This window comes from Saccharomonospora piscinae (assembly GCF_005862235.1).
GTDB lineage: Bacteria > Actinomycetota > Actinomycetes > Mycobacteriales > Pseudonocardiaceae > Saccharomonospora > Saccharomonospora piscinae.
The window spans coordinates 301,954-328,083 of record NZ_VCEK01000002.1 but is presented as its reverse complement, the minus strand read 5'-3'; the positions used below and the strand labels follow the sequence as shown (position 1 = coordinate 328,083).

The 26,130-nt window shown below is 68.8% G+C and carries 25 protein-coding genes, 1 tRNA gene and 1 pseudogene; 7 read left to right on the top strand and 20 right to left on the bottom strand.

Translation table 11 applies throughout. From position 1 onward, the window contains the following. Positions 1-59: 59 nt before the first annotated feature. The 6 genes from pstB to FFT09_RS07085 form a co-directional block, all read right to left on the bottom strand. Positions 60-839 carry a phosphate ABC transporter ATP-binding protein PstB gene (gene pstB, locus FFT09_RS07110; RefSeq protein ID WP_024875621.1) on the bottom strand — a complete coding sequence of 260 codons (780 nt, stop codon included), beginning with the start codon at positions 837-839 and terminating at the stop codon, positions 60-62. A gap of 22 nt (positions 840-861) precedes the next feature. Continuing rightward, positions 862-1,950 (bottom strand): phosphate ABC transporter permease PstA, encoded by a 1,089-nt coding sequence (gene pstA / locus FFT09_RS07105; RefSeq protein ID WP_138382206.1) that lies wholly within the window; start codon positions 1,948-1,950, stop codon positions 862-864. Further along, on the bottom strand, positions 1,950-2,894 hold the full coding sequence (gene pstC, locus FFT09_RS07100) for a phosphate ABC transporter permease subunit PstC (protein WP_024875619.1): 945 nt from the start codon (positions 2,892-2,894) through the stop codon (positions 1,950-1,952). The genes pstA and pstC overlap by 1 nt, the downstream gene beginning before the upstream one ends. A gap of 88 nt (positions 2,895-2,982) precedes the next feature. Then, entirely contained in the window at positions 2,983-4,080 is a 1,098-nt protein-coding gene (pstS, locus tag FFT09_RS07095) for a phosphate ABC transporter substrate-binding protein PstS (RefSeq protein WP_081192106.1), read from the bottom strand. A 247-nt stretch (positions 4,081-4,327) separates the two neighbouring features. Beyond that, entirely contained in the window at positions 4,328-4,999 is a 672-nt protein-coding gene (gene phoU / locus FFT09_RS07090) for a phosphate signaling complex protein PhoU (protein WP_081192104.1), read from the bottom strand. Between the two features lie 80 nt (positions 5,000-5,079). Beyond that, complete coding sequence (locus tag FFT09_RS07085) at positions 5,080-6,678, bottom strand: LCP family protein (protein ID WP_279631013.1); 1,599 nt, start codon at positions 6,676-6,678, stop codon at positions 5,080-5,082. 750 nt (positions 6,679-7,428) lie between these two features. On the opposite strand from FFT09_RS07085, the gene FFT09_RS22865 reads away from it, so the two are divergent. After that, entirely contained in the window at positions 7,429-7,842 is a 414-nt protein-coding gene (locus FFT09_RS22865) for a hypothetical protein (protein ID WP_167305344.1), read from the top strand. 183 nt (positions 7,843-8,025) lie between these two features. Here FFT09_RS22865 and dusB read toward each other — a convergent pair whose 3' ends face one another. From dusB to FFT09_RS07055, 6 genes are all read right to left on the bottom strand, one after another. After that, entirely contained in the window at positions 8,026-9,174 is a 1,149-nt protein-coding gene (gene dusB, locus FFT09_RS07080; protein WP_208544379.1) for a tRNA dihydrouridine synthase DusB, read from the bottom strand. A gap of 83 nt (positions 9,175-9,257) precedes the next feature. Continuing rightward, positions 9,258-9,848, bottom strand: coding sequence for a flagellar basal body-associated FliL family protein (locus tag FFT09_RS07075; protein WP_138382204.1), 591 nt, complete (start codon positions 9,846-9,848; stop codon positions 9,258-9,260). Positions 9,849-9,937: 89 nt separating this feature from the next. Beyond that, entirely contained in the window at positions 9,938-10,207 is a 270-nt protein-coding gene (locus tag FFT09_RS07070; protein ID WP_138382203.1) for a hypothetical protein, read from the bottom strand. A gap of 76 nt (positions 10,208-10,283) precedes the next feature. Beyond that, on the bottom strand, positions 10,284-11,033 hold the full coding sequence (locus FFT09_RS07065; protein WP_138382202.1) for a YqeB family protein: 750 nt from the start codon (positions 11,031-11,033) through the stop codon (positions 10,284-10,286). Beyond that, positions 11,033-11,635: a TetR/AcrR family transcriptional regulator gene (locus tag FFT09_RS07060; protein WP_138382201.1), complete on the bottom strand. Its 603-nt coding sequence runs from the start codon at positions 11,633-11,635 to the stop codon at positions 11,033-11,035. The genes FFT09_RS07065 and FFT09_RS07060 overlap by 1 nt, the downstream gene beginning before the upstream one ends. Positions 11,636-11,730: 95 nt before the next feature. Beyond that, positions 11,731-12,309: a superoxide dismutase family protein gene (locus FFT09_RS07055; RefSeq protein ID WP_138382200.1), complete on the bottom strand. Its 579-nt coding sequence runs from the start codon at positions 12,307-12,309 to the stop codon at positions 11,731-11,733. A 104-nt stretch (positions 12,310-12,413) separates the two neighbouring features. Here FFT09_RS07055 and FFT09_RS07050 point away from each other — a divergent pair, with 104 nt between their 5' ends. Next, the gene (locus FFT09_RS07050) at positions 12,414-13,358 is read left to right on the top strand and encodes a DMT family transporter (protein WP_244231311.1); all 945 of its coding nucleotides are present in this window, start codon (positions 12,414-12,416) and stop codon (positions 13,356-13,358) included. Beyond that, positions 13,355-13,842, top strand: a pseudogene (locus tag FFT09_RS07045) (DUF6328 family protein). The gene FFT09_RS07050 and the pseudogene FFT09_RS07045 overlap by 4 nt, the downstream one beginning before the upstream one ends. A 48-nt stretch (positions 13,843-13,890) precedes the next feature. Here the strand turns inward: FFT09_RS07045 and FFT09_RS07040 are convergent. The 6 genes from FFT09_RS07040 to FFT09_RS07015 form a co-directional block, all read right to left on the bottom strand. Next, a complete protein-coding gene (locus tag FFT09_RS07040) occupies positions 13,891-14,826 on the bottom strand; it encodes a trypsin-like serine peptidase (protein ID WP_167305343.1) in 936 nt (311 codons plus the stop codon). Between the two features lie 218 nt (positions 14,827-15,044). Beyond that, the gene (locus FFT09_RS07035; protein ID WP_138382199.1) at positions 15,045-16,082 is read right to left on the bottom strand and encodes a hypothetical protein; all 1,038 of its coding nucleotides are present in this window, start codon (positions 16,080-16,082) and stop codon (positions 15,045-15,047) included. A 30-nt stretch (positions 16,083-16,112) separates the two neighbouring features. After that, entirely contained in the window at positions 16,113-18,815 is a 2,703-nt protein-coding gene (locus FFT09_RS07030) for a helix-turn-helix transcriptional regulator (protein ID WP_138382198.1), read from the bottom strand. A 55-nt stretch (positions 18,816-18,870) separates the two neighbouring features. After that, positions 18,871-19,479 carry an NADPH-dependent FMN reductase gene (locus FFT09_RS07025; protein WP_138382197.1) on the bottom strand — a complete coding sequence of 203 codons (609 nt, stop codon included), beginning with the start codon at positions 19,477-19,479 and terminating at the stop codon, positions 18,871-18,873. Between the two features lie 325 nt (positions 19,480-19,804). Beyond that, complete coding sequence (locus FFT09_RS07020) at positions 19,805-20,848, bottom strand: hypothetical protein (RefSeq protein ID WP_138382196.1); 1,044 nt, start codon at positions 20,846-20,848, stop codon at positions 19,805-19,807. A gap of 10 nt (positions 20,849-20,858) precedes the next feature. Beyond that, positions 20,859-21,212: a hypothetical protein gene (locus tag FFT09_RS07015; protein ID WP_138382195.1), complete on the bottom strand. Its 354-nt coding sequence runs from the start codon at positions 21,210-21,212 to the stop codon at positions 20,859-20,861. Positions 21,213-21,395: 183 nt separating this feature from the next. Between FFT09_RS07015 and FFT09_RS07010 the strand changes: the two genes are divergently transcribed. After that, positions 21,396-21,468: transfer RNA gene (locus tag FFT09_RS07010), tRNA-Lys, on the top strand. Between the two features lie 367 nt (positions 21,469-21,835). On the opposite strand, the gene FFT09_RS07005 is transcribed toward FFT09_RS07010, so the two are convergent. Together FFT09_RS07005 and FFT09_RS07000 are read right to left on the bottom strand one after the other, a co-directional pair. After that, positions 21,836-22,102 (bottom strand): AMED_5909 family protein, encoded by a 267-nt coding sequence (locus FFT09_RS07005; protein ID WP_138382194.1) that lies wholly within the window; start codon positions 22,100-22,102, stop codon positions 21,836-21,838. Continuing rightward, the gene (locus FFT09_RS07000; RefSeq protein WP_024875601.1) at positions 22,102-22,368 is read right to left on the bottom strand and encodes a hypothetical protein; all 267 of its coding nucleotides are present in this window, start codon (positions 22,366-22,368) and stop codon (positions 22,102-22,104) included. Before FFT09_RS07000 ends, FFT09_RS07005 begins: the two co-directional genes overlap by 1 nt. A gap of 290 nt (positions 22,369-22,658) precedes the next feature. On the opposite strand from FFT09_RS07000, the gene FFT09_RS06995 reads away from it, so the two are divergent. Genes FFT09_RS06995 through FFT09_RS06985 form a run of 3 tightly spaced genes read left to right on the top strand, consistent with a single transcriptional unit; the run spans position 22,659 to position 25,825 of the window. Beyond that, positions 22,659-23,537: a DUF5919 domain-containing protein gene (locus FFT09_RS06995; protein WP_138382192.1), complete on the top strand. Its 879-nt coding sequence runs from the start codon at positions 22,659-22,661 to the stop codon at positions 23,535-23,537. Then, the gene (locus tag FFT09_RS06990; RefSeq protein ID WP_138382191.1) at positions 23,534-24,331 is read left to right on the top strand and encodes an inositol monophosphatase family protein; all 798 of its coding nucleotides are present in this window, start codon (positions 23,534-23,536) and stop codon (positions 24,329-24,331) included. The genes FFT09_RS06995 and FFT09_RS06990 overlap by 4 nt, the downstream gene beginning before the upstream one ends. Beyond that, a complete protein-coding gene (locus FFT09_RS06985) occupies positions 24,332-25,825 on the top strand; it encodes a GmrSD restriction endonuclease domain-containing protein (RefSeq protein ID WP_138382190.1) in 1,494 nt (497 codons plus the stop codon). The last annotated feature ends 305 nt before the right edge of the window (positions 25,826-26,130 follow it).

Below are 26,130 nucleotides of genomic sequence, written 5' to 3'. Positions count from 1 at the left end.
GCCACCCTCGCTGCACGAGACGCAGTGAAGGTGGCCTTCACGGCACCTACGCCGCGCGCTCAGCCGAAGCGGCCCGAGATGTAGTCTTCGGTGGCCTTGTTCTGCGGCGTCGAGAAGATCTTCGTGGTCTCGTCGATCTCCACCAGCTCGCCGGGCTCGCCCACGCCCTTGAGGTTGAAGAACCCGGTCTCGTCGCTCACCCGGGCGGCCTGCTGCATGTTGTGCGTGACGATCACGATCGTGTAGTTGGCCTTGAGGTCCAGCATCAGGTCCTCGATGGCCTGCGTGGAGATCGGGTCGAGCGCCGAGCACGGCTCGTCCATCAGCAACACGTCGGGCTGCACCGCGATCGCCCGCGCGATGCAGAGGCGCTGCTGCTGCCCGCCGGAGAGGCCGGACCCCGGCTTGTTCAGCCGGTCCTTGACCTCGTTCCAGAGGTTCGCCGACCGCAGCGAGTGCTCGACGAGGTCGTCCATCTCCGAGCGCTTCATCTTGGCACTGTTGAGCTTGAGCCCGGCCGCCACGTTGTCGTAGATCGACATCGTGGGGAACGGGTTGGGCCGCTGGAAGACCATGCCGATCTGCGTGCGGACCCGCACGGGGTCGACGTTCGGCGCGTAGAGGTCCTGGTCGTCCATGACGATCTGACCCTCGACCCGCGCGTTGGGTACCAGCTCGTGCATGCGGTTCAGCGTGCGCAGGAACGTCGACTTGCCGCAGCCGGAGGGCCCGATCAGCGCGGTGACCGACCGTGGCTGGATCGTCATCGACACGCCCTGCACGGCGAGGAACTTGTCGTAGTAGATGTCGAGGTCCTTGACCTCGATGCGCTTTGCCACTGTGCTTCCAATCCTTGCCGCGTCAGCCGCGGGTCTTCGGTGCGAACAGCCGGGAGATGAGCCGGGCCACGAGGTTGAGCGCCATCACGATGATGATGAGCAGCAGCGCGGCTGCCCAGGCCCGTTCGAGCGCGGGTTCGGGCGGGGTTCCCGGCGCGACGTACTGGTAGTACGCGAAGACCGGGAGCGTGGCCATCCGCCCGTCGAAGGGGTCGAAGTTGTCGCTCGTCGTGATGCCCACCGTGACCAGCAGCGGTGCCGTCTCACCGATCACCCTCGCGATGGCGAGTGTGACACCGGTGGCGATCCCGGCCAGGGCCGTGGGCAGCACGACCTTGAGGATAGTGCGCCACTTCGGCACGCCCAGCGCGTACGAGGCCTCGCGCAGTTCGTTGGGGACGAGCTTGAGCATCTCCTCCGTCGACCGCACCACCACGGGGATCATCAACACGCTCAGCGCGATGGCTCCCATGATGCCCATGCGCACGCCCGGTCCGAAGATCAGCGCGAACAGTGCGTAGGCGAACAAACCGGCCACGATCGACGGGATGCCGGTCATGACGTCGACGAAGAAGGTGATCGCCTTGGCGAGCCTGCCGCGCCCGTACTCCACCAGGTAGATCGCTGTCAGCATGCCGACGGGCACCGAGATCAGTGCCGCGAGCCCGGTGATGATCAGCGTGCCCATGATGGCGTGGTAGACGCCGCCGCCCTCGCCGAGGATGCCGCGCATCGAGAACGTGAAGAACTCCGCGTCGAAGCGGGCCAGGCCCTTCGACAGGACCGTCACGACCACGGAGATCAGCGGCAGCAGCGCGAGGAGGAACGAGCCGGTGACGACGGCGGTGACGAGCCGGTCCTTGGCCTTGCGCGCGCCCTCGACCGCGCGCGACCACCCGTACACGACGACGGTGTAGGCGACGGCGGCCGCGAGCGCGGCGGCCACGACGTTCCAGCCCGCGAGCCAGAGTCCGAGTCCGGCGAGCACCGCCGCGGCGAGCACAAGCCACGGCGTGTACTTCGGTAGCTGCCCGTGCGTGAGTGGCACGCCCGAGAGCGGCGTGTGGAGGTCGGTGTTGTCCATGTCGGGAGAGCTTGTCGGTGTCGACATCAGTTGGCCCCCGAGAATTCCTTGCGCCGCTCGATGACCGCACGGGCGATCATGTTCACGACCAGCGTCAGAGCGAAGAGCACCAGGCCGGACGCGATGAGCGTGTTGACGGCGATACCGGTGGACTCGGGGAACTGCAACGCGATGTTGGCCGCGATGGTGCCCGGGTTACCGGTGCCGATGAGGTTGAAGGTGACGCCGCCGGAGACCGAGAGCACGATCGCCACCGCCATGGTCTCGCCGAGCGCGCGACCCAGGCCGAGCATGGAGGCGCCGATGATGCTCGACCGGCCGAACGGCAGCACCGCCATTCTGATCATTTCCCAGCGGGTGGCGCCGAGCGCGAGCGACGCCTCCTCGTGCAGCCTCGGCGTCTGGCGGAACGCCTCCCGCACGACCGCCGTGATGATCGGCAGGATCATGACGGCCAGCACCATGATCGCGACCAGCATCGTGCGGCCCGTCGCCGAGGGCGGGCCCTCGAAGAACGGCAGGAAGCCGAGGTTGTCGGCCAGCCAGCCCGTCGGCTCCACGGTGAGAGGTGCGAGCTGGTTGAACCCCCACAGGCCGTACACGATGCTCGGCACGGCCGCGAGGAGGTCGATGACGTAGCCGAGGATCTGAGCGATGCGGCGCGGCGCGTAGTAGGTGACGAACAGCGCGATCGCCACCGCGAGCGGGGCGGCGATGAGCAGTGCGAACACCGCCGACAGCACGGTGCCGAACAGCAGTGGCCAGATGTAGAGGGCCAGTCCCTCGCCGTCCGGGATGTCCTCGGCGGGGGCGACGAGTGCGGGCCACGCCTCCACCACGAGGAACGCCGCGACTCCCGCGAGGACGACGAGGATCAGTACGCCCGCGCCGGTGGAGGCGCCAGCGAAGAGGCGGTCCCCTGGCCGCTGCGGCACCCTCCGCGCGCGCGACCTATCCGCTGTGGTGGGCAATTGCCATCCCTTCTGGTGCTGGCCTGAACACGGCGTCCGGGTGGTCACCTCACTGGGTGACCACCCGGACAGGCTGCGGTTGTCAGCGTCAGCTGCCGGAGCCGATCGCGTCGACCGCGGGCTGGAGCTCCTGACGCAGGGCGTCGGAGATCGGCGCGGAGCCGGCGTTCTCCGCCGACGCCTGCTGGCCCTCGGAGCTGATCATGTAGTCGAAGTACGCCTTCACGACCTCGGCCGTGTCGGCGTCATCGTAGTTCGCGCAGGCCAGAGCATACGAGACGAGCACGATGGGGTAGGTGCCCTCCTCGGTGGTGTCCCGAGCCAGCTCGTAGGCGAAGCTGTAGTCGCCGCGACCCTCGATGCGCTCGGACACCTCCAGCACCTTCGCGGCGGCCTCGGGCGAGTACGAGACGAACTCCTCGCCGACGCCCACCTTCACGGTGCCGAGGTCGCCGGCCATGCTGGCGTCGGCGTAGCCGATCGCGCCGTTGCCGTTGGCGACGGCCTGCACGACACCCGAGGTGCCCTGTGCGGCCTCGCCGCCCTGCACCGGCCAGTCACCGCTGACCTCGTGCGGCCAGTCCTCCGGCGCCGCGGCCGTCAGGTACTCGACGAAGTTCTCGGTGGTGCCGGACTCGTCGGAGCGGTTGACCGGCGTGATCGCCTGGTCCGGCAGGTCGGCGTCCGGGTTGTCGGCGGCGATCTCCGGGTCGTTCCAGTTGGTGATCTCCTGGTTGAAGATCTTGGCGATCGTGGCGGGCTTGAGGTTCAGCTCCTCGACACCCTCCAGGTTGAAGACCACCGCGACGGGCGAGACGTAGGTGGGGATCTCCACGACCTCGCCGCACCGCTCCTGGGCACCGGCCAGCTCCTCGTCGTCGAGGAACGCGTCGGTGCCACCGAAGTCGGAGCCACCGCTGACGAACTGCTCCCGGCCACCGCCGGAGCCGATCGGGTCATAGTTCACCGTGACGTCGGGGTTGGCGTCGAGGAAGCTGGCCTGCCACGCCTTCTGCGCGGCTTCCTGCGAGCTGGCGCCTGCGCCGGAGATGGTGCCCGACAGGCCCGAACCGTCGCCGCCTTGCCCGCTGCTCTCCTCGTTGGCCGACCCGCAGGCCGCGATGCCGAAGGTGAGCGCGGCGGCCGCCGGGAGAGCGATCACACGGCCCAGGGGGTAACGCTTCACAGTTGACCTCTTCCGAAAGGGGGCGGTCGGCTGCGGCCGACCACGGGGAATGCTCACGATGCTGGACGCTATGGGCGGGACGTGACACCGCAGAACAGTGTTGGTGAACGGAAGCTGAACGACACCGGACATCCGGCGAACATCACGGCGACATCACACGGACGTGACGCTCCGTTAGCGCCCATTCGGCCGGAAGCGGGACACAACATGGACGTCCGGTGTGCGGCAAGCATCCTTTCGGGCCAACTCAGACAGCGTCGGACTCGGCGCTGGAGTAGCCCGGCATACGGCCCGTGACCACGAACACCATCCGGCGAGCCACCGACACGGCGTGATCGGCGTAGCGCTCGTAGAACCTGCCGAGCAGCGTGATGTCCACCGCGGTGGGCACCCCGTGCTCCCAGTCCTTCGCCATGATCACGCTGAACAGGTGGCGGTGGATGTCGTCGACCTGGTCGTCGTCTTCCTCCATGCTGCGGGCCGCCTCGACGTCGCGGGTCCGGATCACCTGCTCGGTCCTGCGCGCCAGGCGCACCGCGATGGCGCCCATGTCGGAGAAGTACTTCCGCACGTCCTGCGGCAGAACGGGGTCGGGGTGCCTGCGACGTGCCGCCTTGGCGACGTGCAGGGCGAGATCGCCCATCCGTTCCAGGCTCTCGGCGGCGTGGATGGCGGCGAGCACGACCCGCAGGTCTGTCGCGACCGGCGCCTGCAGCGCGAGCAGCGCGTACGCCTGCTCCTCGCAGTCGGCGCGCGCGTCGTCGACCAGGGTGTCGTCGCTGATGACCTGTTCCGCCAGCTCCAGGTCGGAGTCGAGCATGGCCGTCGTGGCCCGCTCCATGGCGTCCGCCACCTGGACGGACATGTCGGCCAGCTTCGTGGCCAGGTTCTCGAGTTCGACGTGGTAAGCCTCGCGCATGGGGCTCACTCTACGTCCGGGGTTGACGCCCGCGCCGCACCGCGAGATGAACCCGGGGTGAACCGGACCTGGCCTTTTCGCTACGCCGGGGCGGCGGCCTGCTGCGACGTCCCGACGCCCGCACCCGTCCCCTGCCCCGGTTCCGGCTCCTCGCCCGGCAGCGGGGTGTTCTCGATGAGGGTCTCGAACAGCTGGTCGGTGTCGGCCTCCAGCAGTACCTCGTTACCGCGTTCGTTCGGCTCCCCCACCGTCGGGACGGTGAGGAAGGTGACCTTGCCCGCGTCCATCCCGCGCATCGACTGCGCGAGCGTCAGCATCTGGTCGACGCCGATGTTCTGGCCGAACGTCGAGTTCGCGAACGCCCGCACGAAGCCGGTCAGCCTGCCCATGTCGAGCAGCACGTCGCCGGACAGCACCTTGCCGAGCAGGGCGGAGAGGAACTGCTGCTGCCGTTGCATGCGCCCGTAGTCGGAGAACGTCGGGTCGCTGTAGACCTTGCGGGCGCGCACGAAGTTCAGCGCCTGGTCGCCCTTGAGCAGCACATCGCCCGTCTCGGCCACGATGAGGCCCAGCTCGGCGTCCTCCATGGGCTCGTCGAGATGCACGGTGACGCCGCCGACGGCGTCGACCATGCCCTTGAATCCCTGGAAGTCGATGCCCACGAAGTGGTTGATCTTCATGCCGGACAGTTGCTGGATCACCTTGGTCACGCACCGGGGACCACCCGCGTTGAACGCGGAGTTGAGCTTCACGGCCTCCTCGGGGGGCAGCGGCTCGCCGTACGAACCCGTGGTGGAGTCCCACCGCTGGCACTCCGGCCGCGTGATCTCCAGGTCACGGGGGAAGGAGACGACGACGGCCCTGGTGCGGTCCTCCGGGATGTGCGCCAGCATCAGGGTGTCGGACCGCGCTCCCTTGACGTTCTCGGTGGTCCCCACGTTGTCCTGTGGCCGGGCACCGGCCCGGGTGTCCGACCCGACGATCAGGAAGTTCTCGTCGCCGAGCTGTGCGGTGGCCTTGCGAATGTCGTCGGAGTTCTCGTCGAGCGCGACGATCTCGTTGAACTGGCCCTCGAACCAGGTCTTCGCGCCCCAGCCGACCCCGCTGGTGAGCAGTACCAACGCGGCGATCACCACCGCGCCCGCACGGGACGCGAGTACCTTGCGTTCGCTCCGCCGTGCCGTGTTCGAGTTGTTCGCGGTGTCCGCTGTGTTCGCTGTGTTCGCCGTGTCCGGGGTGTCGTCGTTCTCGGGTGGGGAAGCGGCCGGTGCGGGTTCCCCATCGTCGTCGGGGTCGGTGTGGTTGCGCCGGGAGGTGTTGCGCTTGTGGGACTTGGCCGGAACCACCCGCTGCAACGCGGTCATGGTCTGGTCGAACAGCTTCTGGCGCTTCTGCCGCTTCTTGCGTTCCTGTGCCTCGAGCTCGTCGTGCGCGGCGGAGAACCGGGCCAGCGACTCGTCGATCTTGCGGCGGCCCCGCGTGGCGTCGTCGACCGGCTCCAGCTGGTCGGTCATGGTGAGCCGGTCCTCGAGCGAGCGCTCGGCACGCTCCTGGCCGGGACGGCGGCGCGGGCGGGGCGGTACGGGTGCCTGCTGCGTCGGCGGTTGTTCCGGCGCGACCTCGGAGTCCTCCGGCGCGGGCTGCGCGGCGGGCGCCTGAGGCGTCGGCGGGGCGGACACCGAGGGTGGCGCGGGTGGCGCTGGTGGCGCTATCGGAGGACGCCGCCGGGTGCGGTTGTCACCCTGCGGCCGGGGCTCGCGGGGTGGCGCGGGTGTGCGCGAGGGCGGGGGCGGGGTAGCGCCAGGCCGTTCCGGCGCGTCGAGCGCGGCGACATCGGGGCCACCCAGCGGCGGTGGCGGCGGCGGTAGTGGCGGCGGCGCGCCGCGGGCGGGGCGTGGGTTGCGCGGCGGCGGCTGTGGGCCCCGGCTCGGGGGGCGACCGGGTGGTGGTGGCTCGGCCACGGCGCCGCGCCCCCTGGCGGGCACATGCCGGGGCGGTTCCTCGGAGGGGGGATCGGGCAGGGCGAAGTGACCGGAGCGCCCGGGCTCGAAGCCGCGCGGCGGCGATCCGTTCGGACGCGGGTGCCCGTTGTCGGGGCGCGGAGGTTCCGGCGGCCCCTGGCGACGTCGCGAAGGCGGTTCGGGCCGGCTCGGCTCGGGTCTCGGAACCTCCCGGCGCGCGAGCGGGGGCGGCGGCTGAGCCGGTGGGTTCGGCGGGGTCGGCGGGGTGGTCGCCGGGGGCGGGGTCGTTGCCGGGGGCGCCGGTGCGGGAGGCGGCGCAACGGGTCGGCCCGCGTGCGGGGCGCTCGGGGTGCCGTGCGGCCGCGCGAGGGACTGCGGTGGCTCCGGTGCGGTGCGTTGCGGGAGCCCGGCAGGACCCGGACCGCCGTTACGGCGGCCGTTCTTCTCCGGCGGGGCGGGGGTGCCGACGTGCTCGTCGGCGGCGCGCCGCGATCGGCGGGACGGCGGCGCGGCGGCACTCGCGGCGCTCGAACTGCCGGGGACGGCGGACTCGACCTGCTGTGTGGCACGCCGCTGCTGCCGGGCGGAACCGGCATGACCGTTGGTGCCGGACGGCTGCTGCTCGGCGGCGTGGCGGGCGAGCATCTCGGCGACGCTGATCCCGCCCTGCGTGTCGAGCGCGCGGCGGCGCTTGCGCTCGGCTTCCTCACGGTTGCGCCGGGCCTGCGCTCGCCATTCCTCCGCCTGCGAGGTAAGTCCGGGAGTGCCGCGGTCGTCGGACACGCACGCTCCCTTCGCTCAGGTTCCCTTACCGGGCTCTGTCTGCTTGTTGATCGCCGCGAGGACGGTTTTCGTTATCGTACGGATATCCGCCGTTCGTGACGACACCACGGTGTGAACTTTTTACGCAGCGTTGCTGTACTGGGCGGTCACTATCGACGGAGGGTGCTGGTTCGTGGCCCCCGTCACGTGATCGGCCCACCGGGGGTTCACTTTTGGTGCCGACTGACAACGCTCGTTGTCAGTGAGTCGCAGTGGCCGCCGTCACCGCTCGGGTCGAGCCGGTCAGCCGCCGGAGTGCATGAGGTCGGCGCCCTCGGGAACGCACGGGTCGTCGGGGTCGTCCAGCCAGCCGTGCGGCAGGGTGACCTTCCCGGGGGAACCCTGCCGGCCCCTCGGTCCCAGCGCGTCGGCGGGGAACGGGGCGTCGTGGTCGAGCTGCCCGATCAACTCGTCCAGTTCGTCCGGTGCCGACACCATCGCGAACCGGCGGCGCAGCGAGGAGCCCACGGGAAAGCCCATGAAGTACCAGGCCATGTGCTTGCGGAGGTCGCGCATCGCCTTGTCCACACCGTCGTGCCGCACCAGCAGGTCGGCGTGGCGGCGCAGCACCCGTGCCACCTCGCCCAGGTTCGGCCCCTCGGGCACCGGCCTGCCCGCGAAGGCCGCCTCCAGCTCCCCGAACAGCCACGGCCTGCCCAGGCAGCCGCGCCCCACCACGACGCCGTCGCAGCCCGTCTGCGCCATCATGCGCAGCGCGTCCGACGCGGTGAAGATGTCGCCGTTGCCGAGCACCGGAATGCCGGTGACCGCCTCCTTCAATCGCGCGATCCGCGACCAGTCCGCCTGGCCCGAGTAGCGCTGCGCCGCCGTGCGGGCGTGCAGGGCCACGGCCGAGGCCCCCTCCGCCTCGGCGATCCGGCCCGCGTCGAGGTACGTGTGGTGCTCGTCGTCGATGCCCACGCGGAACTTGACCGTGAACGGCACCCCTGCGGGCTCAGCGGCCTCCACCGAGGCACGGACGATGTCGGCGAACAGCCTGCGCTTGAACGGCAGAGCGGCCCCGCCGCCCTTGCGGGTCACCTTCGCCACGGGGCAGCCGAAGTTCGCGTCGACGTGATCCGCCAGCCCCTCGCCGACGACGATCTTTACTGCCTCGCGCATCGTCTTCGGGTCGACGCCGTAGAGCTGCATGGATCGCGGACGCTCACCCTCGGCGAAGGTCATCATGTGCATCGTGCCCGGGTGGCGCTCCACCACGGCACGCGCTGTGATCATCTCGCAGACGTAGAGCCCGGCGCCGTACTCCTGGCAGAGCTGCCGGAACGCGACGTTGGTGATGCCCGCCATCGGGGCGAGCACAACGGGCGGGTCGACGGCGTAGGGGCCGATCCGCAGCGCGGGCGTGGTCAGGGTCGCGGTCACGCCCTCCATTGTCACCGCAGGCGTGGGCGCGCGACGTGCGGGTCGGTGGGCATGACCCGTCAGCCCACGGTGCTGTATCGCCGGTTTGTAGGTCACTTCTCCCACACGACGCCCTCCGCCTTGAAGTCACTGCCGGCGGCGATGACTTCGAGCCGGAAGACGCGGCCCTCGTAGGTCCGGCCGCAGACTTGGTTGCCCTCCTCCAGTGTCGAGATGTGGTCGGTGCCTTCCGTGTCGACGGCCTCGGCACAGTCCGCCCTGCCGGGAAACGAGCCGGACTTCCACACCGCGATCTGCGCCGCGTCACCGTAGGACTCCAGCCCGGTCAGCGTCCCGCTGAGGTACCGGCCGTCGGTGTACGTCGGGGGAACCAGGTCGAGGTTGTAGCCGGTCCCGTAGCCGTTCCAGTTGAGCTTTCCCTCCCAGCGGAGGTCGGAGTCGGTGTCCACCGGAGCGGTGGAAGCCTCGGTGCCGGGGTCGTTTCCCGCCGGCACCGTGACGGTCACCGTGACCGGCGCGGCCGCGTTCGCGTCGGGCGACGAGGGTGTCTCCGGTGCGGTGGAGCGGCCGAGGAAGAATCCTGCTCCCGCGAGCGCGGTGATCAGCCCGGCGATCGCGGTGATCCACTTGTGTCCCAGTTCGCCCCAGCCGGTCTTCTGCGGTGCGTCCTCGGCCTGGCTCATCGAATCCCCCATACTCGTGACCGAGCCCCGAGCCTAAGGTAACGACGGGTGGCGCCACCACCGCCGGATGCGGTTACCGCAACCGGCAGCTAGCTCGATTTCGCCAACTGGCTCACGCGCTGGAACGACACGCCGAGCACGTCCCCCGCTTGGCGCTGCGACAACCCCATGGACAGCAATTCCTGCACGGCCGCACGACTTTCGGCGGCCGCTTCCGCCTGCTTGCGCTGAGCGGCCCGGCGCAGAACGTCGGCGCGATCCTGGTGATCTTTCACGGATCTCGGCAGTTGCACGTCGATCTCAAGCTCGTACTCGTCACTGCCGAGATCTTCCATGATCTCGTTGAGTTCGCTCGCCATCGCCCGTACATCCTTGTAGCGGAGAGCCTGGGTCGATCGTTCGATCTCGCGAACCGTGATGAGCCAGAACCTACCGTCACGGCTGACTTCCGCGTGGTAAGTCCTCATCTTTTCCACCACCCCGTCCCTGGAGTCGTGCAGCGACCAGCCAACGGTACTGCTGGGCACCGTCCCGATCCCGGACGACGATGCCCCGCTCGCGGGCACTGTCGGCCAGTTCGGTGGCGCGCGTGGTGTCCTTGCTCAGCACCGCGTCCGCCCGCGACCGCAGCAGGCCGTGGAGCTCGTCCGTCAGTGCCGGGTCACCGTCGGCCCAGCGCCGGAACTCGCTCTCGTGCGGGTCCTCGGTCCCGCACCACGGGTAGGCGAAGCGCGCGAACGCGGCGCCCACGGCCTCGGGGTTCAGTTCCCTCGCGTCGTGGCGGGCGAGTTGCCGGGCGCGCGCGTCGAGCAGGACGAGGTCGCGCCGGTCGAGGAACACCTCGGCTACGGCGGCCCTGGACACGCACCGCTGCGCGCCGTTCTGGGTGAGCCGCACCTCGTCGGGTCCGACGGTCAGGGTCAGCGCCTCCGCCCGGGCGCGGTGCGCGAGCCACACGCCCGCGCCGGTGCCGACCGCCGCGAGGGCCGCCGCAGCCCAGGCAGGCGGCAGCTCGGCGGCCAGTCGTAGCGGTGCCGGTGCGCTGTCCACCCTGTCGATCAACCAGTTGACGAGGGGGTCTACCACGAGACCGAGCGCGGCGCCCAGCACGAGCGGGACGAGCACGAGCAGGAACGAGACCGCCGTGTGCTGGCGCACGGTCACGGCGGCCGGAGTGTCGGTCATCAAGTGGCCTTTCCGGTGGTCGGCGCGGCGAGGAACCGGCCGACGATCAGGCGCAGCATGGGGCGCGGGTCGGTATCGTTCTCCGCGTTGAGGAACGCGGCGTCGATCACGGCCTGGATCCAGGCCGCGGCTTCGTCGGGGTCGAGCCCGCCATCGACGGTCCCGGACTCGATGGCGCGCCGGAGCAGCGTGGCGAAACCGTGGTGGAGCACGGAGGCGTTCTCGCTCACGATGCGCGCCAGTTCGGGGTCCCTGTCCACCTGGCGCAGCAGCTCCACCATGATGCCCGGCGCCGTGGGGTCGAGTGCTTCGGCTCCCAGCGCGTCGACCATGCCCAGGATCGATTCCAGCGGGTCGTCGGTGTCCAGGCTCCGCTCGACGAGTTCCCGGCACTGGGGAAGGTCGCGCTCGAACAGCGAACGGAAGACCGCGCGTTTGTCCGGGAAGTGGTAGAAGACGCTGCCCGAGGACAGTCCCGCCGCGCGGGCGAGGTCGGTCACCGAGGTGTTCTCGTAGCCGCGCTCGGCGAACAGCCGTGCCGCTGCCGCGGTGACGGCTTCCCTGCGTGCTGCGGCCCTGGCGGGATCAGGAGGGCGGGGCACCGGCCCAGCCTATCAATTAACTGACTGCTCAGTTAACTCACCCGAGTATCGAGCCCGCGGTGCTGGAGTTCCCTGGCACCGCGGGTCGATCGTGGTCAGAAGTCGACGTCGACGCACGCCAGCCTGGCGCCCGCGGCTCCTGCCTCGCCCTCGCCCGTGGCGGTGTGACGTTCGTGGATCACCACGGACGCGGGCTTGCGCTCACCGAAGGTCCAGGCGACCTCGGACCGGGACTTGCCCGCGCCCTCCGAGTCGGTGGTGAGGTCGAGCCAGATCTCGTTCTCCGGGTTGGCGTAGGCCGGGTCGGTGGAGGGCTGCTCCGGGTCGGGCACGTGCTGGTAGTGCGGTCCCGCCGCCTCGCCGGTGGCACCGCACGGGTTGACGTGTACGTGGGCGCCGTACTGCCGGTCGGGCAGCAGCCCGCGCACCGTCAACTCGGTGACGGTGCCTCGTGCCGGAGAGGTCAGCGACGAGACACCCGCGACGCCGCCGCGCGGGACGAGCGCGGTGTCGTAGGTGACGGCCGTGCCGCCCTGGAGGTCGGACTCGAACGTTCCGAGGACGGCCGTGAACGTCACGGGTTCGGGTGCGGCGGCGGCGCCAGGGGCCGTCACGGCCGTGATCGTGGCTGCCGTCGCGAGTGTCGTGAGAACGGTGCTGATTCGGGTGCGCATATGTCGTGCTAACCAGACGCCACACCGGGCCGCAACGCGGTGTCGCCCGTCCGTGGCGTCCACTCCGTGGTCAACCGGGCGATGGCTCGTAGCCTGGGAGCGTGATGACGACGGCGGGAATGGGTCGGACCACGGGTACCGACCGGACGTGGCTCGTGGCGATCGCGGCGGGGTTGTGGGGCACCGACGGGTTGCTCCGCCTGCCGCTGGCCGAGGAACTGCCCGCGGCGACGGTGGTGTTCTGGGAGCACCTGATCGTCGCGGTGGTCCTCCTGCCGTTCCTGCCCTCGGCGCTACGAGCGCTGGCTCGCTGCGGGCCGAGGGAGTGGGGCGCCGTGCTGCTGATCGGTGGCGGCGCCTCCGCGCTGGCGACCGCCCTGTTCACCGCCGCCTTCCAGACGGGCGATCCGGTGACGCCGCTGGTGCTGCAGAAGTTCCAGCCGTTGTTCGCGATGGTCGCCGCGTTCGCGCTCCTCGGCGAACGACTCCGTGCGGGATACCTGGTGTTCGCCATGCCCGCGCTGGTGGGCGCCTGGCTGCTTTCGTTCTCGGACCCGCTCGACGTCGAGGTGTCGGCGCTGCGCACCGCACTGCTCGCGCTGGGCGCGGCGGCGCTGTGGGCAGGTGGCACCGTGCTCGGCCGGTTCGTGTCGGCGTCGCTGCGGCCCCGGGACGTCACCGCGTTGCGGTTCACGATCGGGCTTCCGGTGGCGGCGGTGATCGTGGCCGCGCAGGGCAGCCCGTTCGCCGTGGGCTGGGACAACGCCACGGGCCTGGTGCTCCTGGCGCTGGTTCCCGGACTATTGGCCCTGAGCCTGTACTACGTGGGGATGCAGGCCACGCCCGCCGCACGGGCCACGCTGGCCGAGCTCGCGTTCCCCGTCACGGCGGCGATCATCAGTGTCACGGTGCTCGACGCCGATCTCACGGTGACGCAGTGGCTGGGGCTGGTCGTGGTGGTCTGCTCGATCACGGCGCTGGGCTGGCACGAGCGCTCCCGCCCCACGAAGGTGGTGCTGGATCCCGAACCGGTGGGTGCGGGCCGGTGACCGACGAGGGCGAAGCCCGGCACCAGCAGCTCACGCGCAACGTCAACGAGCTGCTCGGTGAGCTGCGGGTCGCCCAGGCCGAAGGCAGATCCTCTTCGGGTTCCTGCTCGCCGTGGCGTTCACGTCGCCGTTCCGCGAGGCGAGTGGGTTCGAGAAGTCGCTGTACCTGGTGACCGTGTTGTTCACGGCGGCGGCGACCGCACTGCTCACGGCGCCGGCGGCGTGGCATCGGGTGCTGTTTCGCGAGGGTCGCCGCACGGCGATCCTGCGGGTCGGCAACCGGCTGGTGGTGGCTGGTCTCGCCTGCCTGGCGGTGGCGATCACGCTGACCGTGGCGCTGATCGGCAAGGTCGTCTTCGGGATCGCCGCCATGGTGGCACTGGCGGCCGTGCTCGGTGGCCTGTTCACCGTCCTGTGGTTCGTGGTGCCGAGGTGGCTGCGCGACGACCGTGAGGACCGCGAGGACCGCGAGGATTGGCAATGACCGGGAGGGGCGCGGGATGTCACCGCGCCCCTCCCGGAGTCGTGCCGGTCAGGCCGAGGCGGCCGTGGTGTAGGCCGACTGGGCCACCGAACCGAAGTACGGCCCGTACATGGTGTTCGGGTCGAAGGTGTACTTGAAGCTGTTCACCGAGTTGAGCTGACCGTCGGTGATCCAGCCGCCGCCCGAGGAGCCGCCCGTCATGTCGCAGGTCAGGCCCTGGTCGTTGGAACCGAGCCAGTCGTCCCGCGCGGTTCCGGTGCAGGAGTACAGTTCCTCGCCGTCGAACGGGGACGCCGCGGGGTAGCCGTAGGCGGTGTAGGACAGTCCGCGCGGCAGGTCGAACGCGATGGGATACGACCCGACGACGTCCGTGAGGCTGTCGCCCGAACCGTTCTCGTTCATCACGGCGAAGCCCACGTCGTAGTTGAAGTCACCGGACTGGGCCCACTGGGTCGGCGCGTAGAGGTGCTCGGCCGTCCACGTCCCGTAGGGAGTGTCGCCGTTGTCGTAGGCCGGCACGAACGCGAAGTTGGTCGCGAAGTCACCCGGGCCCTCGTTGAGGCAGTGGCCCGCGGTGGTGACGACGTCGCCGTTTCCGCTCTCCGTGGCCGTGCCGGAGCACACGTAATCGGTGCCGCCCAGGGTGAAGAACACCTTGCCGAGCCGAGGCTGCGGGGTCTCCGGCTCGGCCGCCGCCCTCACGCCGCCCGCCGCCGCCGCCTCGGCCCGCGCGGTCACCGCACCGGCCTTGCCGGAGCCGAGGAATCGCTCTTCGGCGGGCTTCGCCGCCTCCATGCGTTCCGCGCTCCAGTACTGTTCGATCCTGTCCTGCTCGCCTGCCACGACGGCCGCCGCCTGCCCGGTGACGTCGTCGAGTGCCGACGCGACCGGGTCGGTGGCCGCTCCCGCGGGTGCGGCGAGCGCCGCCGAGCCGCCCGCGAGGGCGATCCCGGCGACGAGGGATCGAATGAGAGGTCGTTTCATAGCTGATCTCTCCCGATGGTGTGAATATCACCGAGCAGGGTTGACGGTGATAGCGCCGAACGCTAAAGGGGAGAGATCATGCTGTGCAGTCTTGTAATCGAAAGCTGTTTCGGTTATTGCGGGCGTCGATCACCGGAGTCATTCACCCGGGGAGCCCAAGCCGAAAGAAGGTGAATTGTCCGAAGTGAAAAGGACAATTCACGTCATAGCGGTGCGACTCAGTCCTGGTCGGCGAGGTACGGATGGGGCGGCGGGGTGCCGTCGGGCCGTGCCCTGGGCTGGAACCAGCGGTCGAACGCCAGGTCATCGGGCAGATCCGCCTCGGCGACGTCGAACAGCGGCTCGTCGTCGAGCCCGGCCAGCGCGACCTCGGCGAACCGGGCGAAGACCACCTCGACGTCGTCGGGATCGAGTACGTCGGCGAGGTCGAGTTCCACTTCCGCGCGCGCCGCCGCAATGCGCAACGCCAGTGCCTCAGCCACGCACAGCGGACCGTCCCAGCCGTCCCGCGTCAGCCGGTGCCCGAGAATCGTCGTCGTGACCAGGAACTGCTTGGCGAACAGGGCGGTGTAGCGGTCGGCGTACTCCGGCGGCAGTTCGTCCAGCGCCCACAGCGCGTCGACCTCGTCGACGGTGGCGTCCTCGTCATCCAGCAGCTGGACATCGCCGAACACCTCGTCGACGAGCAACTCGACGCCGTGCAGCAGCGCTCCCGCCGCGTACCGGGCCTGCTCGTCGTCGAGCTCGCCGAACACGTCCGGGTCAAAGGCTCGCAGGTGGGGCCCCGACCGCAGCAACCGCTGCCTGCGCTCGGCCAGCTCGGCCTCCGACACGGCGATGTTGACATCGGCGGCCCACCCGGTGCCGTCACCGGCGGTCGCGTGGGCACCGTCCGGGGCGGCCGAGGCGGCCAGCGCCGTCTCCAACTGGTCGTCGGTCGCCGTCACGGCGCAGTGCTTGACCTCCCAGCCGTGCAGGAGGTCGATCTCCTCGACGAGCTGCTCCAGCACGGCGCGCGTGGCGTCCTCGGCGAACACCAGCGCGGGCGCGTCGAGCAGCCAGCTCACCACCGCGCCACCGGCGTGTGCCTCGACGGAGTGCTCCACCGGGACGATCTCGACGCCGTCCGGCCCCTCGATTCCCGCCAGCGCGCTCAACCGCTCGTCCAGCAGCGCGACGACGCCGACCCGCTGGAGCGGGTCGAGGTCCGGTGTCGCGAGCGGGGACGCGAGTTCGGCGGTGAGTTGGTACTCCACGGTGCGCAGTGTGACACGACCCGCCGCTGCTCAGCCCGCCAGGCCGAGCCCGGCCAGCTCTCCCCGCGACGACACCCCCAGCTTCGGATACGCCTTGTACAGGTGGTAACCGACGGTGCGCGGACTGAGGAACAGCCGGGTGCCGATGTCCCGGTTGCTCAGGCCGGTGGCCGCGAGGCCGACGATGCGCCGCTCCTGCGGGGTGAGCCGGGCCTCGACGTCGGCAGCGCGTGTGGGAGCGCTGACGAGGCTCTCCCCACTCGCGCGCAGTTCCGTGCGCGCTCGTGCGGACCACGGCCGCGCGCCCAGGCTCTCGAACCCCGTTACGGCGGCGCGCAGGTGAGTCCGTGCCTCCGTCGCCCTCCGCCTGCGCCGCAACCACTCGCCGTACGCCAGGTCGGTGCGGGCGCGCTCGAAGACCTGCCGTGGCTCGGCGTCATGGGCGTCGAGAGCGCGGGTGAACAGGGCGTCGGCTTCCTCCGCCGAGCGCGCTTCGGCCAGCAGGGCCAGGCCGCGCAGCGCCACGGCCCCGGCCGGGTCGAGTCCGGCGACCGCGCGCTCCGCCCGCTCGCGGACGTCGTGCCACCAGCTCGCGTCGGCCCCGGTGTGGTGTGCGCGCGCCACCGCTTCGGCCAGATCCGCCGCGTCGCGTGGCGTGTCGGCGGACACGGTGACCAGTCGCTGCACCGCGGCGTCGTGCCTGCCGTGGCCCAGATCGAGTGAGGCGAGTGCGTGGGTGGCGTCGCCGACGTCGGCGCGCGGCGCGTGCGCCGAGAGCGCCTCGGTGTCTCCGGCCAGCGCCGCCAGGCGCGCCAGCACTCCCGACAACGCCGACACCGCGCGGGCCTGGCTGCTCTCCTCGGCGAGGCGCAGCCCCTCGGTGGCCGTGGCGCGGGCCTGCGCGTGCAGGCCCAGCCTCAGTTCCGCGTCCGCGAGCACCGCCAGTGCCGGGGCGAGCACGCCCGCCGCGCACTCGGCCCTGGCGGCACGCACGACGTCGTCGGCGACCGTTCGAGCCTGAAGGTGGTCGCCTGCGAGGAGGTGCCACTCGGCGACCGTCGTCCGGCCCCGCAGGGCCAGCGGCCGGTCGCAGCACCCGCCGAACAGCGTGCCGGCGTCGGTGAGTAGCTCCCGTAACGCGGACCTGCGCGCCGTCGCCGTGCCCCTGCCCGCCCGCACCAGGCGCCACGCCGACGAGGCCGTGGGCAGCTCCCACCGTCGCGCGAGCTGCGCGGCCTGCTCCATCAACGCCGGCTCGTTCGCCGTCCACGCCGAGTGCGCGGCCCAGAACACCAGGCCGCCGGCCAGTTCGGGATCGTCGGCCGCGACGGCATGGGCTGCGTCCGTCAACACCCGGTAGGACTCGCCGGATCGGTCCTGGTCGTCGGCGATCACGGCGTGGATCATCGCGGTCCACGCTCCCGCGGCCGGGGTGGGACAGTACCGCTCGGCCTGCCGCACGAGATCGAGCGCGCGGTCGGGCTGGCCCGCGTCCGCCGCCGCCCGGGCTGCCGCCACCAGTCTGCGCGTCCTCTCGCACGCGGTGGTGCTCAGCGCGGCGGCCCGCTCGTAGGCGGAGGCGACCGCGACGGAGCCGCCCCTGGCCCGTGCGTGTTCGGCGGTGCTTTCCAGCGCGGCGGCGACGTCGGCGTCCCGCCCTGTGGTGGCGGACGCGAGGTGCCACGCCCTGCGGTCGGCGTCCTCCGGTGCCGTGAGTGCGGCGGCCAGCGCCCGGTGCACGGTGAGCCGTTCGGTCACCGACGCCGCCCCGCACGCGGCGGCGCGCACGAGGGGATGGCGGAACTCGAGGCGGGTCTCCCGGAACTCCAGCAGCTCGGCCCGCTCGGCCGCGGTCAGGTCGGCGGGTCCCGCACCCAGGGTGGTGGCGGCCGCGAGCACGGTCGCGGCATCGCCGGTGCCGTCGGCCGCGGCGACGGTCACGAGCAGGCGCGTGGCGTGGGGGAGCGCTGCGACGCGATCCGCGAACGAGAGCCGCAACGTGCTCTGCACCGGTCCGGTGGCGGCCGGGTGACCCTGCCTGCGCGCCGCCGGCAGCTCGTGCAGCGCCAGCGGATTGCCCTGTGCCTCCGCGACGACCTGGCGCCGCACGTGCCCCGGGAGATCACCGGCATGCGCGGCCAGCACGGCGTGGGCGTCGTCGTCACCCAGCGTGGGCAGGCGGTGGTCGGCGACACCCGGCAGGGACAGGGCGGGCGCGTGGCCGTCGCGGGCCGTCAGCAGCAACGCCGCTCGCACGGTGCCGAGGCGACGTGCGACGAACCCGAGCACGTCCAGCGACGCGCGGTCCAGCCAGTGCGCGTCGTCCACGGCCACGAGCAGGGGCCGCTCGGCGGCGAGCGCGGTGACCAGCGCGAGCGTCGCCAGGGTGACCCGGTGGCGGTCGGCCGGCGGATCGTCCGGCCGCCCCAGCCCGAGTGCCTGCCGCAGCGTGGCGGCGTGCTCGCCCGCCAGCTCGTCGAGCCGGTGCTCCACCCGCCGCAACAGCAGGTGCAGACCGGAGAACGGCAGCGCCGACTCCGGCTCGACTCCGGTGCCCGACAGGACCGTCAGGTCGCTCTCCCACGCTGTGACGTGACGCAAGAGCGCGGTCTTGCCGATCCCGGCCTCGCCGCGCAGGACGAGAGCTCCGCCCTCGCCCCGCCGAGCCGAGGCCAGCAGCTCCGCCACGGTCGCCAGGTCTCCGGCCCGTCCCCACAGTTGTTCCGACTGCATGTGCCACAGCCTGCAACCTCGAGTATGGTCGAGGTCAACTCGGCGTCGCCGCAGCTCATGCCCCGTACGGATGAGCGTGTCGAGCGTCGCGCAGTGCCACAGCCCACCAGCGCAGCTGGTCGAGCAGCTGCTTCGCGGCCGTCGCGGTCGACTCGTCCTTCGGCGCACCGGTGTCGTCGAACAGGCCCCAGACGTTGTGGAAGCTGAGCGAGTTGCGCATCGTCACGGCGTGCAGCTCGGCGAAGACCAGGCGGAGGTGTTCCACGGCGCGCAGCCCACCCGACGTGCCGCCGTAGGACAGCAGCGCGACGGGCTTGGCCTGCCACTCCGCGTGGAAGTGGTCGATGGCGTTCTTCAATCCCGCCGGGAAGCTGTGGTTGTACTCCGGTGTGGCGACCACGAACGCGTCGGCCTCCGCCAGTCGTGCGCCGAGCGCGGCGACGTCGTCGTTCTCGTCCATGGACACCGGCAGGTCGTAGTCGGCGAGATCGATGACGTCGACGTCGTAGTCGCCGTGGGCGGAGGCCCGCCCGGCGAACCATCCGGCCGGCACGGTGCCGAACCGATCGGTGCGGACACTGCCGATGATGACGGCGAGCCGCAGCCGCGTGGTGGAAGCGGTGGTCTGCTGCGTGCTGGCTGTCGTGCTGGTTGTCGTTGTCATGGCAGCGACGCTATGGGCCGCGACCGGGGGTGGGCATCTGTCAACCGACTGGCCGTGCTGAGGGGGCTGCCTCGCCGCGGGGGCCGGGTTACGCAGGGGCACCGGCGGGTTCACCCTGGCAGTGGTGTCGCGAGCGGGGCGCGGTCCATAGCGTGGTCCAGTGGCAGGAACACGTCCCGAAGAGGGTGGTGATGGCCATGAGTGGGTGTAGCTGTTGTGGTGCTTGCAGCGGGCCGAGTTGCGGCTGCTGCAGCAAGTGCTGAATTCTCCGATGTTCGCCGCGTGCCCCGCACCGCACGACGAGGTGCGGCCGGGGCACGCGTCGTCACGTTGACGCGGTCTGCTCCGGTGCGCCGCTGTCCTCGCTGTCGTCGCCGCCCGCGAGCCGGTTGCTGATCCGGCCGCCACCGGCGCTGCCCGCCTGGCCGCCGCCCGCGGCGATGTCCACGTTGGCGTCCCGGACGTTCCGTTCGATGTCGCCCGGCAGGGTGTCGGTGCGGAAGTCGTCGGGATCGAAGGCGGGCCCGGGGCTCACGTCCGGTGGTGGCGGAATCGGGTGCTCCGAGATCTTGCCGATGCGGTCGTCGATTTTCCGTGCGAGCTCCTCGGCGGTCTCCGTCGTCTTGTCCAGCAGTGCGTCGGCCTGTTCGAGGTACGACGTGACCACCTCGTCCGCACTGTCACCGGCGACCGAACCGGCGTCGGCCTTCGCGACCTCGCCCGCGATCAGTGAACCCGCGATACCGCCGACGGCCCCCACCACGCCCGCCACACCACCGGTGAGCAGACCCACGGCGACGCCGACCGTCGCCCACGCGGCCATGCGCCCCCATGCGGGGCTGTTGCTCTTCTTGCTCTCGGCGTACTGCTCGGCCGCCGCGTAGAAGGTGTCGGCGAGCTCCGTCAGATCCTCCCGCGCGGTGGCGATGATCTCGCGCGCGGCGATCGCGCCACCGGCCACCTCGCTGATCAGCAGAGCGCTGCCCTGGTAGGCCTGGGACAGATTCGCGACGTACAGCGTGGCGGCCTCGGCGCCGTCGCCGTACCAGTTCTCGCTCAGCAGGTCGTAGGCCCGGCGCAGCTCCGGCAGTTCCTCCGGATCGTCGGCCCGCATGTTGGGCGTGAACTGCCGCAGGGTCGACTCGTAGCCCTCGATGAGGTCGGTCATGCCGTCGATGTCGTGGCCCGACATGACGCGGAACGGCCGGACCACGCGGGGCTTGGACTCCTCCAGTGGCCGCGTGACCCATTCGGCGGGAAAACCGCACATCTTCAACAGGTCCACCGCGTCGAGGGCCTTGTTCGCCGCGTCGCGCAGCTCGTCGTCGACGCCGTCGAGCAGCGTGGCGCGGTCGATCTCGTCGCTCACCGCCGCCCCCTCACAGCTTCCCGGACTCGTCGGCGCGCTCGTAGAGCCCCGCCACCGCATCCAGCGCCTTGCTGCCGGCCTCGGCGCTCTCCCGTAACTCGGACAGGTGCCCGCGCACCGCATCGACGTGGCGCGAGTACGCGAACGCGATAGCGTCGAACCCGAGCGAGTCACCGAACACGTGCGCGGCGCTGCCACCGCCGCCGCCGAAGCCGAACGGAAATTCCGGGATCGGCAAGGGCCGTGGGGCGTCGACCTGGTTGTCGCTCACCCCCGTGCCCGCCGAGCCCGCGAGTTCCGCCGCGTCCGCCACGTATCCCGCGGCGCTGCGAAGTCTGTCCAGATCCGCGCCGAAGCCTGCCATGTCACGACCCTTCCCTCGTGGGGAGCGATGACCACTGCTGTCGATGGTCGTCCGCTTGGATGCGCGGGGGTGGGGGCCGGTTTCGGCCAGGACTGTGAGGCGAGGCACAGCGACGTGCGACGAGGCGCTGCCGCGACCCAGCCGCGCGAGAGCGAGGCGGCCTCCCGCTAGACTGTCGGGCGAGGGCCGTTAGCTCAATTGGCAGAGCTGTGGACTTTTAATCCATAGGTTCTGGGTTCGAGTCCCAGGCGGCCCACCGAAGTGGCAGGTGAATTCGTTCTGTGTCGCCCCCCCCCAAGGTCAAGTCCTCACTTCATCCCCACCGTTGCCGGTGGACGGGTCAGCGAACAGCCCTTCCAGGGCACCAGCGGTGGCCGGGTTCCCACACCCCAGCAACGACCAAGTCGTGTGAAGGCGCCGAACCTTCGATTGACAACCACCGCTGTCGGGGGCGTCTACCCTGAACCTGTCTACTCCGTCTGGTATGGACAGCGCATGATCGTAAACAGTTTGATATCCAGGAAATCCGCTTCTGCGCCTTGGTAAGGACAGGCGAACGAGGACGCGCGGCATCGCCGCACGCGCCCCGCCCGCACGTTCGTGAGTTCTTCTCGATTTTCGGCCTACTTGATCTTGACCGTCCGTCCCGGGCCGTCATGGACACCCGTGCGCTCGATCAACTCGGCCATGCGGCGTTCCCGGTCGGCCCAGTACATGGCCTCGTGGTGGTGTCCACGATCGATCTCCGCGACCTCGGCGTACACGCGCGTGCTCCGTAGGTAGTACCGCCGCCACTCCGTTGCTGAAGCCTCCGAGGCCGGGCGGATCGCTCCCAGTGCAAGGTGCGCCTGGTACAGCGTCCGCACTTCCTCTACCGCTTCGGCCGTCATCAGACCTCCCTGTCCGCCACTGTCACCCTCGATGCAGCGCCCTGCGATGAATTCGGGCGACCGAACCATTCGGCCAGCTCCGCAGCGGCTCTACCGAGGTCTCCCAGGAAGCGCCCGAACCCCGGCCATTCCGCTGGGTCCGAGGGCGCCACGATCGACAGGCAATCCGGGCCCGAATACACGACCAACGTGGCCTCCTCGTCCACGAAGCAGAACGTCCGGTGCCCCGGCGCCGAACTCGGATACAGCGTCACATCGAACGACACGTTCACTCCTCTCCCGTTAGTCAGGACCGCGCCACCGACGCCCCGACACACGATCGGGAGGCCGCACAGAACCGGCTGCACAACCGCCATCTGTGTTCGTGACCCTTTCCGTGCTTCACTCGCTATGGGCCGCCTTCGCGGCTTTGCTCCAGCACTGTCGGTCAAGTGAGGGTCACGTCGCGACACCGTGCGTGTCGCATCCAGAACTTTCTGTACTCATTGAGTCTCGTCTGTGTCTCGTCTCGGTGGTAGCGTCGTTTCGCGACCGACGACGGGCGGGAAGAGACGGCATGGCTGACCGGCCGATCGTGCTCAAGGTGCTGCTGCGGCAGCGACACCTGCAAGGGCACCGCGCGTTCTGCAAGGAGTACGACAAGCTCGCCAAGCAGTTGGACGCCGAGCTGGTCGGGAGCTGGCCCAGCAAGGCGCAGTTCTACCGGTGGTTGTCGCGCGATCTGCGTGGCTTGCCCTACGCCGACCACTGCCGCGTGCTCGAAGCGATGTTCCCCGGCTGGACCGCCGAGCAGTTGTTCCAGGAACACACGGGCGGCATCGAGTTCGTTCCCGAGCCACCCACGGCCACCGCCGCACGAGCGCCGAACTCCTCGGCTACGATCGAGCGCGGCATAGCCGATGTGACGGCCGTGTTCCCCAGCCGACCCGCCTTCACCCACGAGTTGCCCCCGCACAAGCTGTTCGACAACGCCGAGCGGATCAGCATGGTCGGGCTGTCACTCAACCTGCTGTGCCAGAGCTACCCGGACAAGTCGCTACTCAACCTGCTCGAAACCGGCACCGTCGTCGAGTGCCTGTTCCTCGACCCCAACGGCCACCACATCAGGGAGCGCGAACGCGAAGAGGGCCATCCGGAAGGTGTCTTGTCCACGTTGACCGCGCTAAACATCCAGACCTTGCACCGTCTCCACGGCAAGCTCTCGCCGGATGCGCAGCTCAACCTGCGCATCCGCACCTACGACGAGGTCGTACGGTTCAACATCACCGTGATCGACGACGCCACTTGCGTCGTCCAGCCATACTTGCCCGATGCACGCGGGGTGGAGTCGCCGACGATCGTGGCCGAGAAGCAGACGGGCACTCCGGGCCTGTTCGAGACATTCACGCAGGTGTTCGAGGCCCAATGGGCGCGCGGCGAGGAGATCACCGCATGACCAGCCTTGACGAGCTGCTGAGTATCGCCCGAGACGCAGCCGAGATCGGCGCGCGAATGATGACCAGCGAAGCGCCCGGCACGGTCAGCGCCAAAGGAGACCGCGACTACGTCACCGAACTCGACGTCCGTATTCAACGCGCCATCCAGGACTACCTGCACCATGCCGCGCCAGGCATCGACTTTCTCGGCGAAGAAGACGGCGGCGGAACACTTGACGACACCACCGACTACGTGTGGGTGCTCGACCCCATCGACGGCACCTCGAATTTCGCCCACGGCATCCCCCTCTGCGCCACCTCACTCGCCCTGGTCCACCGCGGGCAACCCCTCATCGGCGTCATCACCGCACCGTTCCTCGACCTGCGCTACCACGTCGTCCACGGCGGCGGCGCCTACTGCAACGACAAGCCGATCCAATGCAGCAGCACTACCGACCTGCGGCGCGCGATCGTGTCCATCGGCGACTACGCCACCGGCGAAGGCGCAGCAGAGAAGAACGAACGCCGATTCGCCGTCACCCGTGCCCTTGCCGAGAACGTCGAACGAGTCCGTATGTTCGGCGCAGCCTCCCTTGACCTTGCGTGGGTAGCGGAAGGCCGCACGGATGCGTGCGTGATTCTCAGTAACAAGCCGTGGGATATGGCAGCGGGAGTAGTGACCGCGCTCGAAGCTGGGGCACTCCTGGTTGATCTTAACGGTTCCCATTATGACCTTCGTTCAGTGGAAACAATCGCAGTTGCCAAGCATCTTGGTTCATTGCCGCTTCCCGGTGTAACTAGACAGGGGGATTAAATGGAAATGCGATCAGATCGCATCGATCTCAACAAAGTCTATAAGAGGCGAGATCGATATGATATTCCGGATTGGCAACGAGAAAAGGTATGGAATAAAGATCAGCAGAGAAGGCTGATCGACTCAATTCTCCGCGGATGGAAACTTCCGAAGTTCTATTTTCAGCGAACGAGTACGAATCCTGATACGTTTGATGTGGTGGATGGGCAGCAACGCCTGAACGCCATATGGGGCTTCATGTCGAATGAGATCGAACTTTCGAGTGAAGCGGCGGCGGAGTTTGGCGCAAGGACTTACAAAGATCTATCCGATGCACAGTCGGACGCGTTCGACGACTACGAGATCGAATACGATGTAATCATCACGGCGTCAGATGACGAAGTCAAAGAATTCTTCCAGCGGTTACAGGCAGGCTTGCCGCTGACGACGAGTGAGAAGCTGAACTCAATCCATAGTAAGCTGCGTGACTTTTGTTCGCGCCAGTCCAAGCATCCATTCTTTACAGAGTGTACGACGGTTGCCAATCGGCGTTTCGAGCACTTTGATATCTGCGCGAAAGTGCTAACCCTAGAGATAGAAGGGATCGATTCAGGAACCCGCTTCGATGACATCGCTAAGATGTTCAACGACAATGCGTCCTTTTCATCGTCTTCGGGCGTAGCGCGCCGCGTGAGATCCGTCCTGAATTTGCTTCGGGAGTCTTTTCCGGCTGAGTCTAAAGCGCTCCGTCAGCGCTCGATGGTGCAATCGGTGATGACGTTGGCCTGCCATTTGAAGCGGGCAGGATTCAGTGATGCAGAGTTGAAAAAGTTAGGCCCATTCATTGAAAGATTCTCTTCGGAGCGTCTCAGGCAAGTTGAGTTGGGGAACTCTGCAGACGACCCGGACTACATCGCTTTCCAGAAAACAGTTAACGCAAATGTCAAAAGTGGAGCTTCACGGCGACATGAAATCCTATTGAAAAAACTATTCATTGACTATCCCGAGTTTTACTCCAACGATCTTGTTACCAAAGAAATCGGAAACTCGATTCATCGCGCGGTAGAATCTACAGCTTTTAGTGTTCGAAAGTTGATTACGGCCATCAATGAACTACATGCAGCGTCTAGCGGTGGAGACTTGTTTAAGCCTACCAACAAGACGGTGTCCGCATTGGGGTCGATAGGAAAAATCTTGAATTCGCCCGAAAGTTATCAATCGTGGATTGACGACCTCTACTTCATATTCCGAGAGAGTGTGGGGCAAAGGCTAGATGGGGAGATTCCAAGCTCGTTCAGTGACGTTAACAATCTAAGGACGTTGTTGCATCACGATCTCGATCATGGAAAGAGTGCAAGCTCTAGGCGAAAGAAGCTAGCGGGTAGCTTAATTAAGTATGCTGGTGTTCCTAGTTTTGATGCGATTGCCCCTGGCGCGCTTCCCCTGGTGCAAGTCAACCTACTAAAGGGGCTTGAAAAGGACCTGAAGGAGATTCTGGCAGATTTGTCCTCCTGACATGTCGATCTCCGGCATTGTTTGCCGAAATTCCCTCTATGGGATCAAGGGCGCCGCCAGTGGCGGCGCGCTGTTGGCCTCTTGGTCTGCCGCTCCGCTCACGCCCGGCGGGCCGCGTGGCGCGGCTTGGGCAAGGGGTCACCGGGCGCACCGCCACTGACGGCATACCCTCCCGTTCGAGCCTGTTAGATCGTCTTACACCGTGCCGACCGCATCAAGGCGCCTGCGGCGTCGCTCACGCGATGAGCTGCGCTCACCCTTGACCCGGACAGCACGGCGCGAAGGAGCGGCACGGGCGAACGGGA

Bases quoted from the DNA above. Each gene is read 5' to 3' on its own strand.
- FFT09_RS07015 (WP_138382195.1), bottom strand. From the start codon at position 21,212: ATGGCAGGCTTCGGCGCGGATCTGGACAGACTTCGCAGCGCCGCGGGA.
- phoU (WP_081192104.1), bottom strand. From the start codon at position 4,999: ATGCGCGAGGCTTACCACGTCGAACTCGAGAACCTGGCCACGAAGCTG.
- FFT09_RS07065 (WP_138382202.1), bottom strand. From the start codon at position 11,033: ATGACCGACACTCCGGCCGCCGTGACCGTGCGCCAGCACACGGCGGTC.
- pstA (WP_138382206.1), bottom strand. From the start codon at position 1,950: ATGTCGACACCGACAAGCTCTCCCGACATGGACAACACCGACCTCCAC.
- FFT09_RS07070 (WP_138382203.1), bottom strand. From the start codon at position 10,207: ATGGCGAGCGAACTCAACGAGATCATGGAAGATCTCGGCAGTGACGAG.
- FFT09_RS06990 (WP_138382191.1), top strand. From the start codon at position 23,534: ATGACCAGCCTTGACGAGCTGCTGAGTATCGCCCGAGACGCAGCCGAG.
- FFT09_RS07040 (WP_167305343.1), bottom strand. From the start codon at position 14,826: ATGAAACGACCTCTCATTCGATCCCTCGTCGCCGGGATCGCCCTCGCG.
- FFT09_RS07025 (WP_138382197.1), bottom strand. From the start codon at position 19,479: ATGACAACGACAACCAGCACGACAGCCAGCACGCAGCAGACCACCGCT.
- FFT09_RS07005 (WP_138382194.1), bottom strand. From the start codon at position 22,102: ATGACGGCCGAAGCGGTAGAGGAAGTGCGGACGCTGTACCAGGCGCAC.
- FFT09_RS07055 (WP_138382200.1), bottom strand. From the start codon at position 12,309: ATGCGCACCCGAATCAGCACCGTTCTCACGACACTCGCGACGGCAGCC.
- FFT09_RS06995 (WP_138382192.1), top strand. From the start codon at position 22,659: ATGGCTGACCGGCCGATCGTGCTCAAGGTGCTGCTGCGGCAGCGACAC.
- FFT09_RS06985 (WP_138382190.1), top strand. From the start codon at position 24,332: ATGGAAATGCGATCAGATCGCATCGATCTCAACAAAGTCTATAAGAGG.
- FFT09_RS07050 (WP_244231311.1), top strand. From the start codon at position 12,414: ATGACGACGGCGGGAATGGGTCGGACCACGGGTACCGACCGGACGTGG.
- FFT09_RS07030 (WP_138382198.1), bottom strand. From the start codon at position 18,815: ATGCAGTCGGAACAACTGTGGGGACGGGCCGGAGACCTGGCGACCGTG.
- dusB (WP_208544379.1), bottom strand. From the start codon at position 9,174: ATGGAGGGCGTGACCGCGACCCTGACCACGCCCGCGCTGCGGATCGGC.
- FFT09_RS07075 (WP_138382204.1), bottom strand. From the start codon at position 9,848: ATGAGCCAGGCCGAGGACGCACCGCAGAAGACCGGCTGGGGCGAACTG.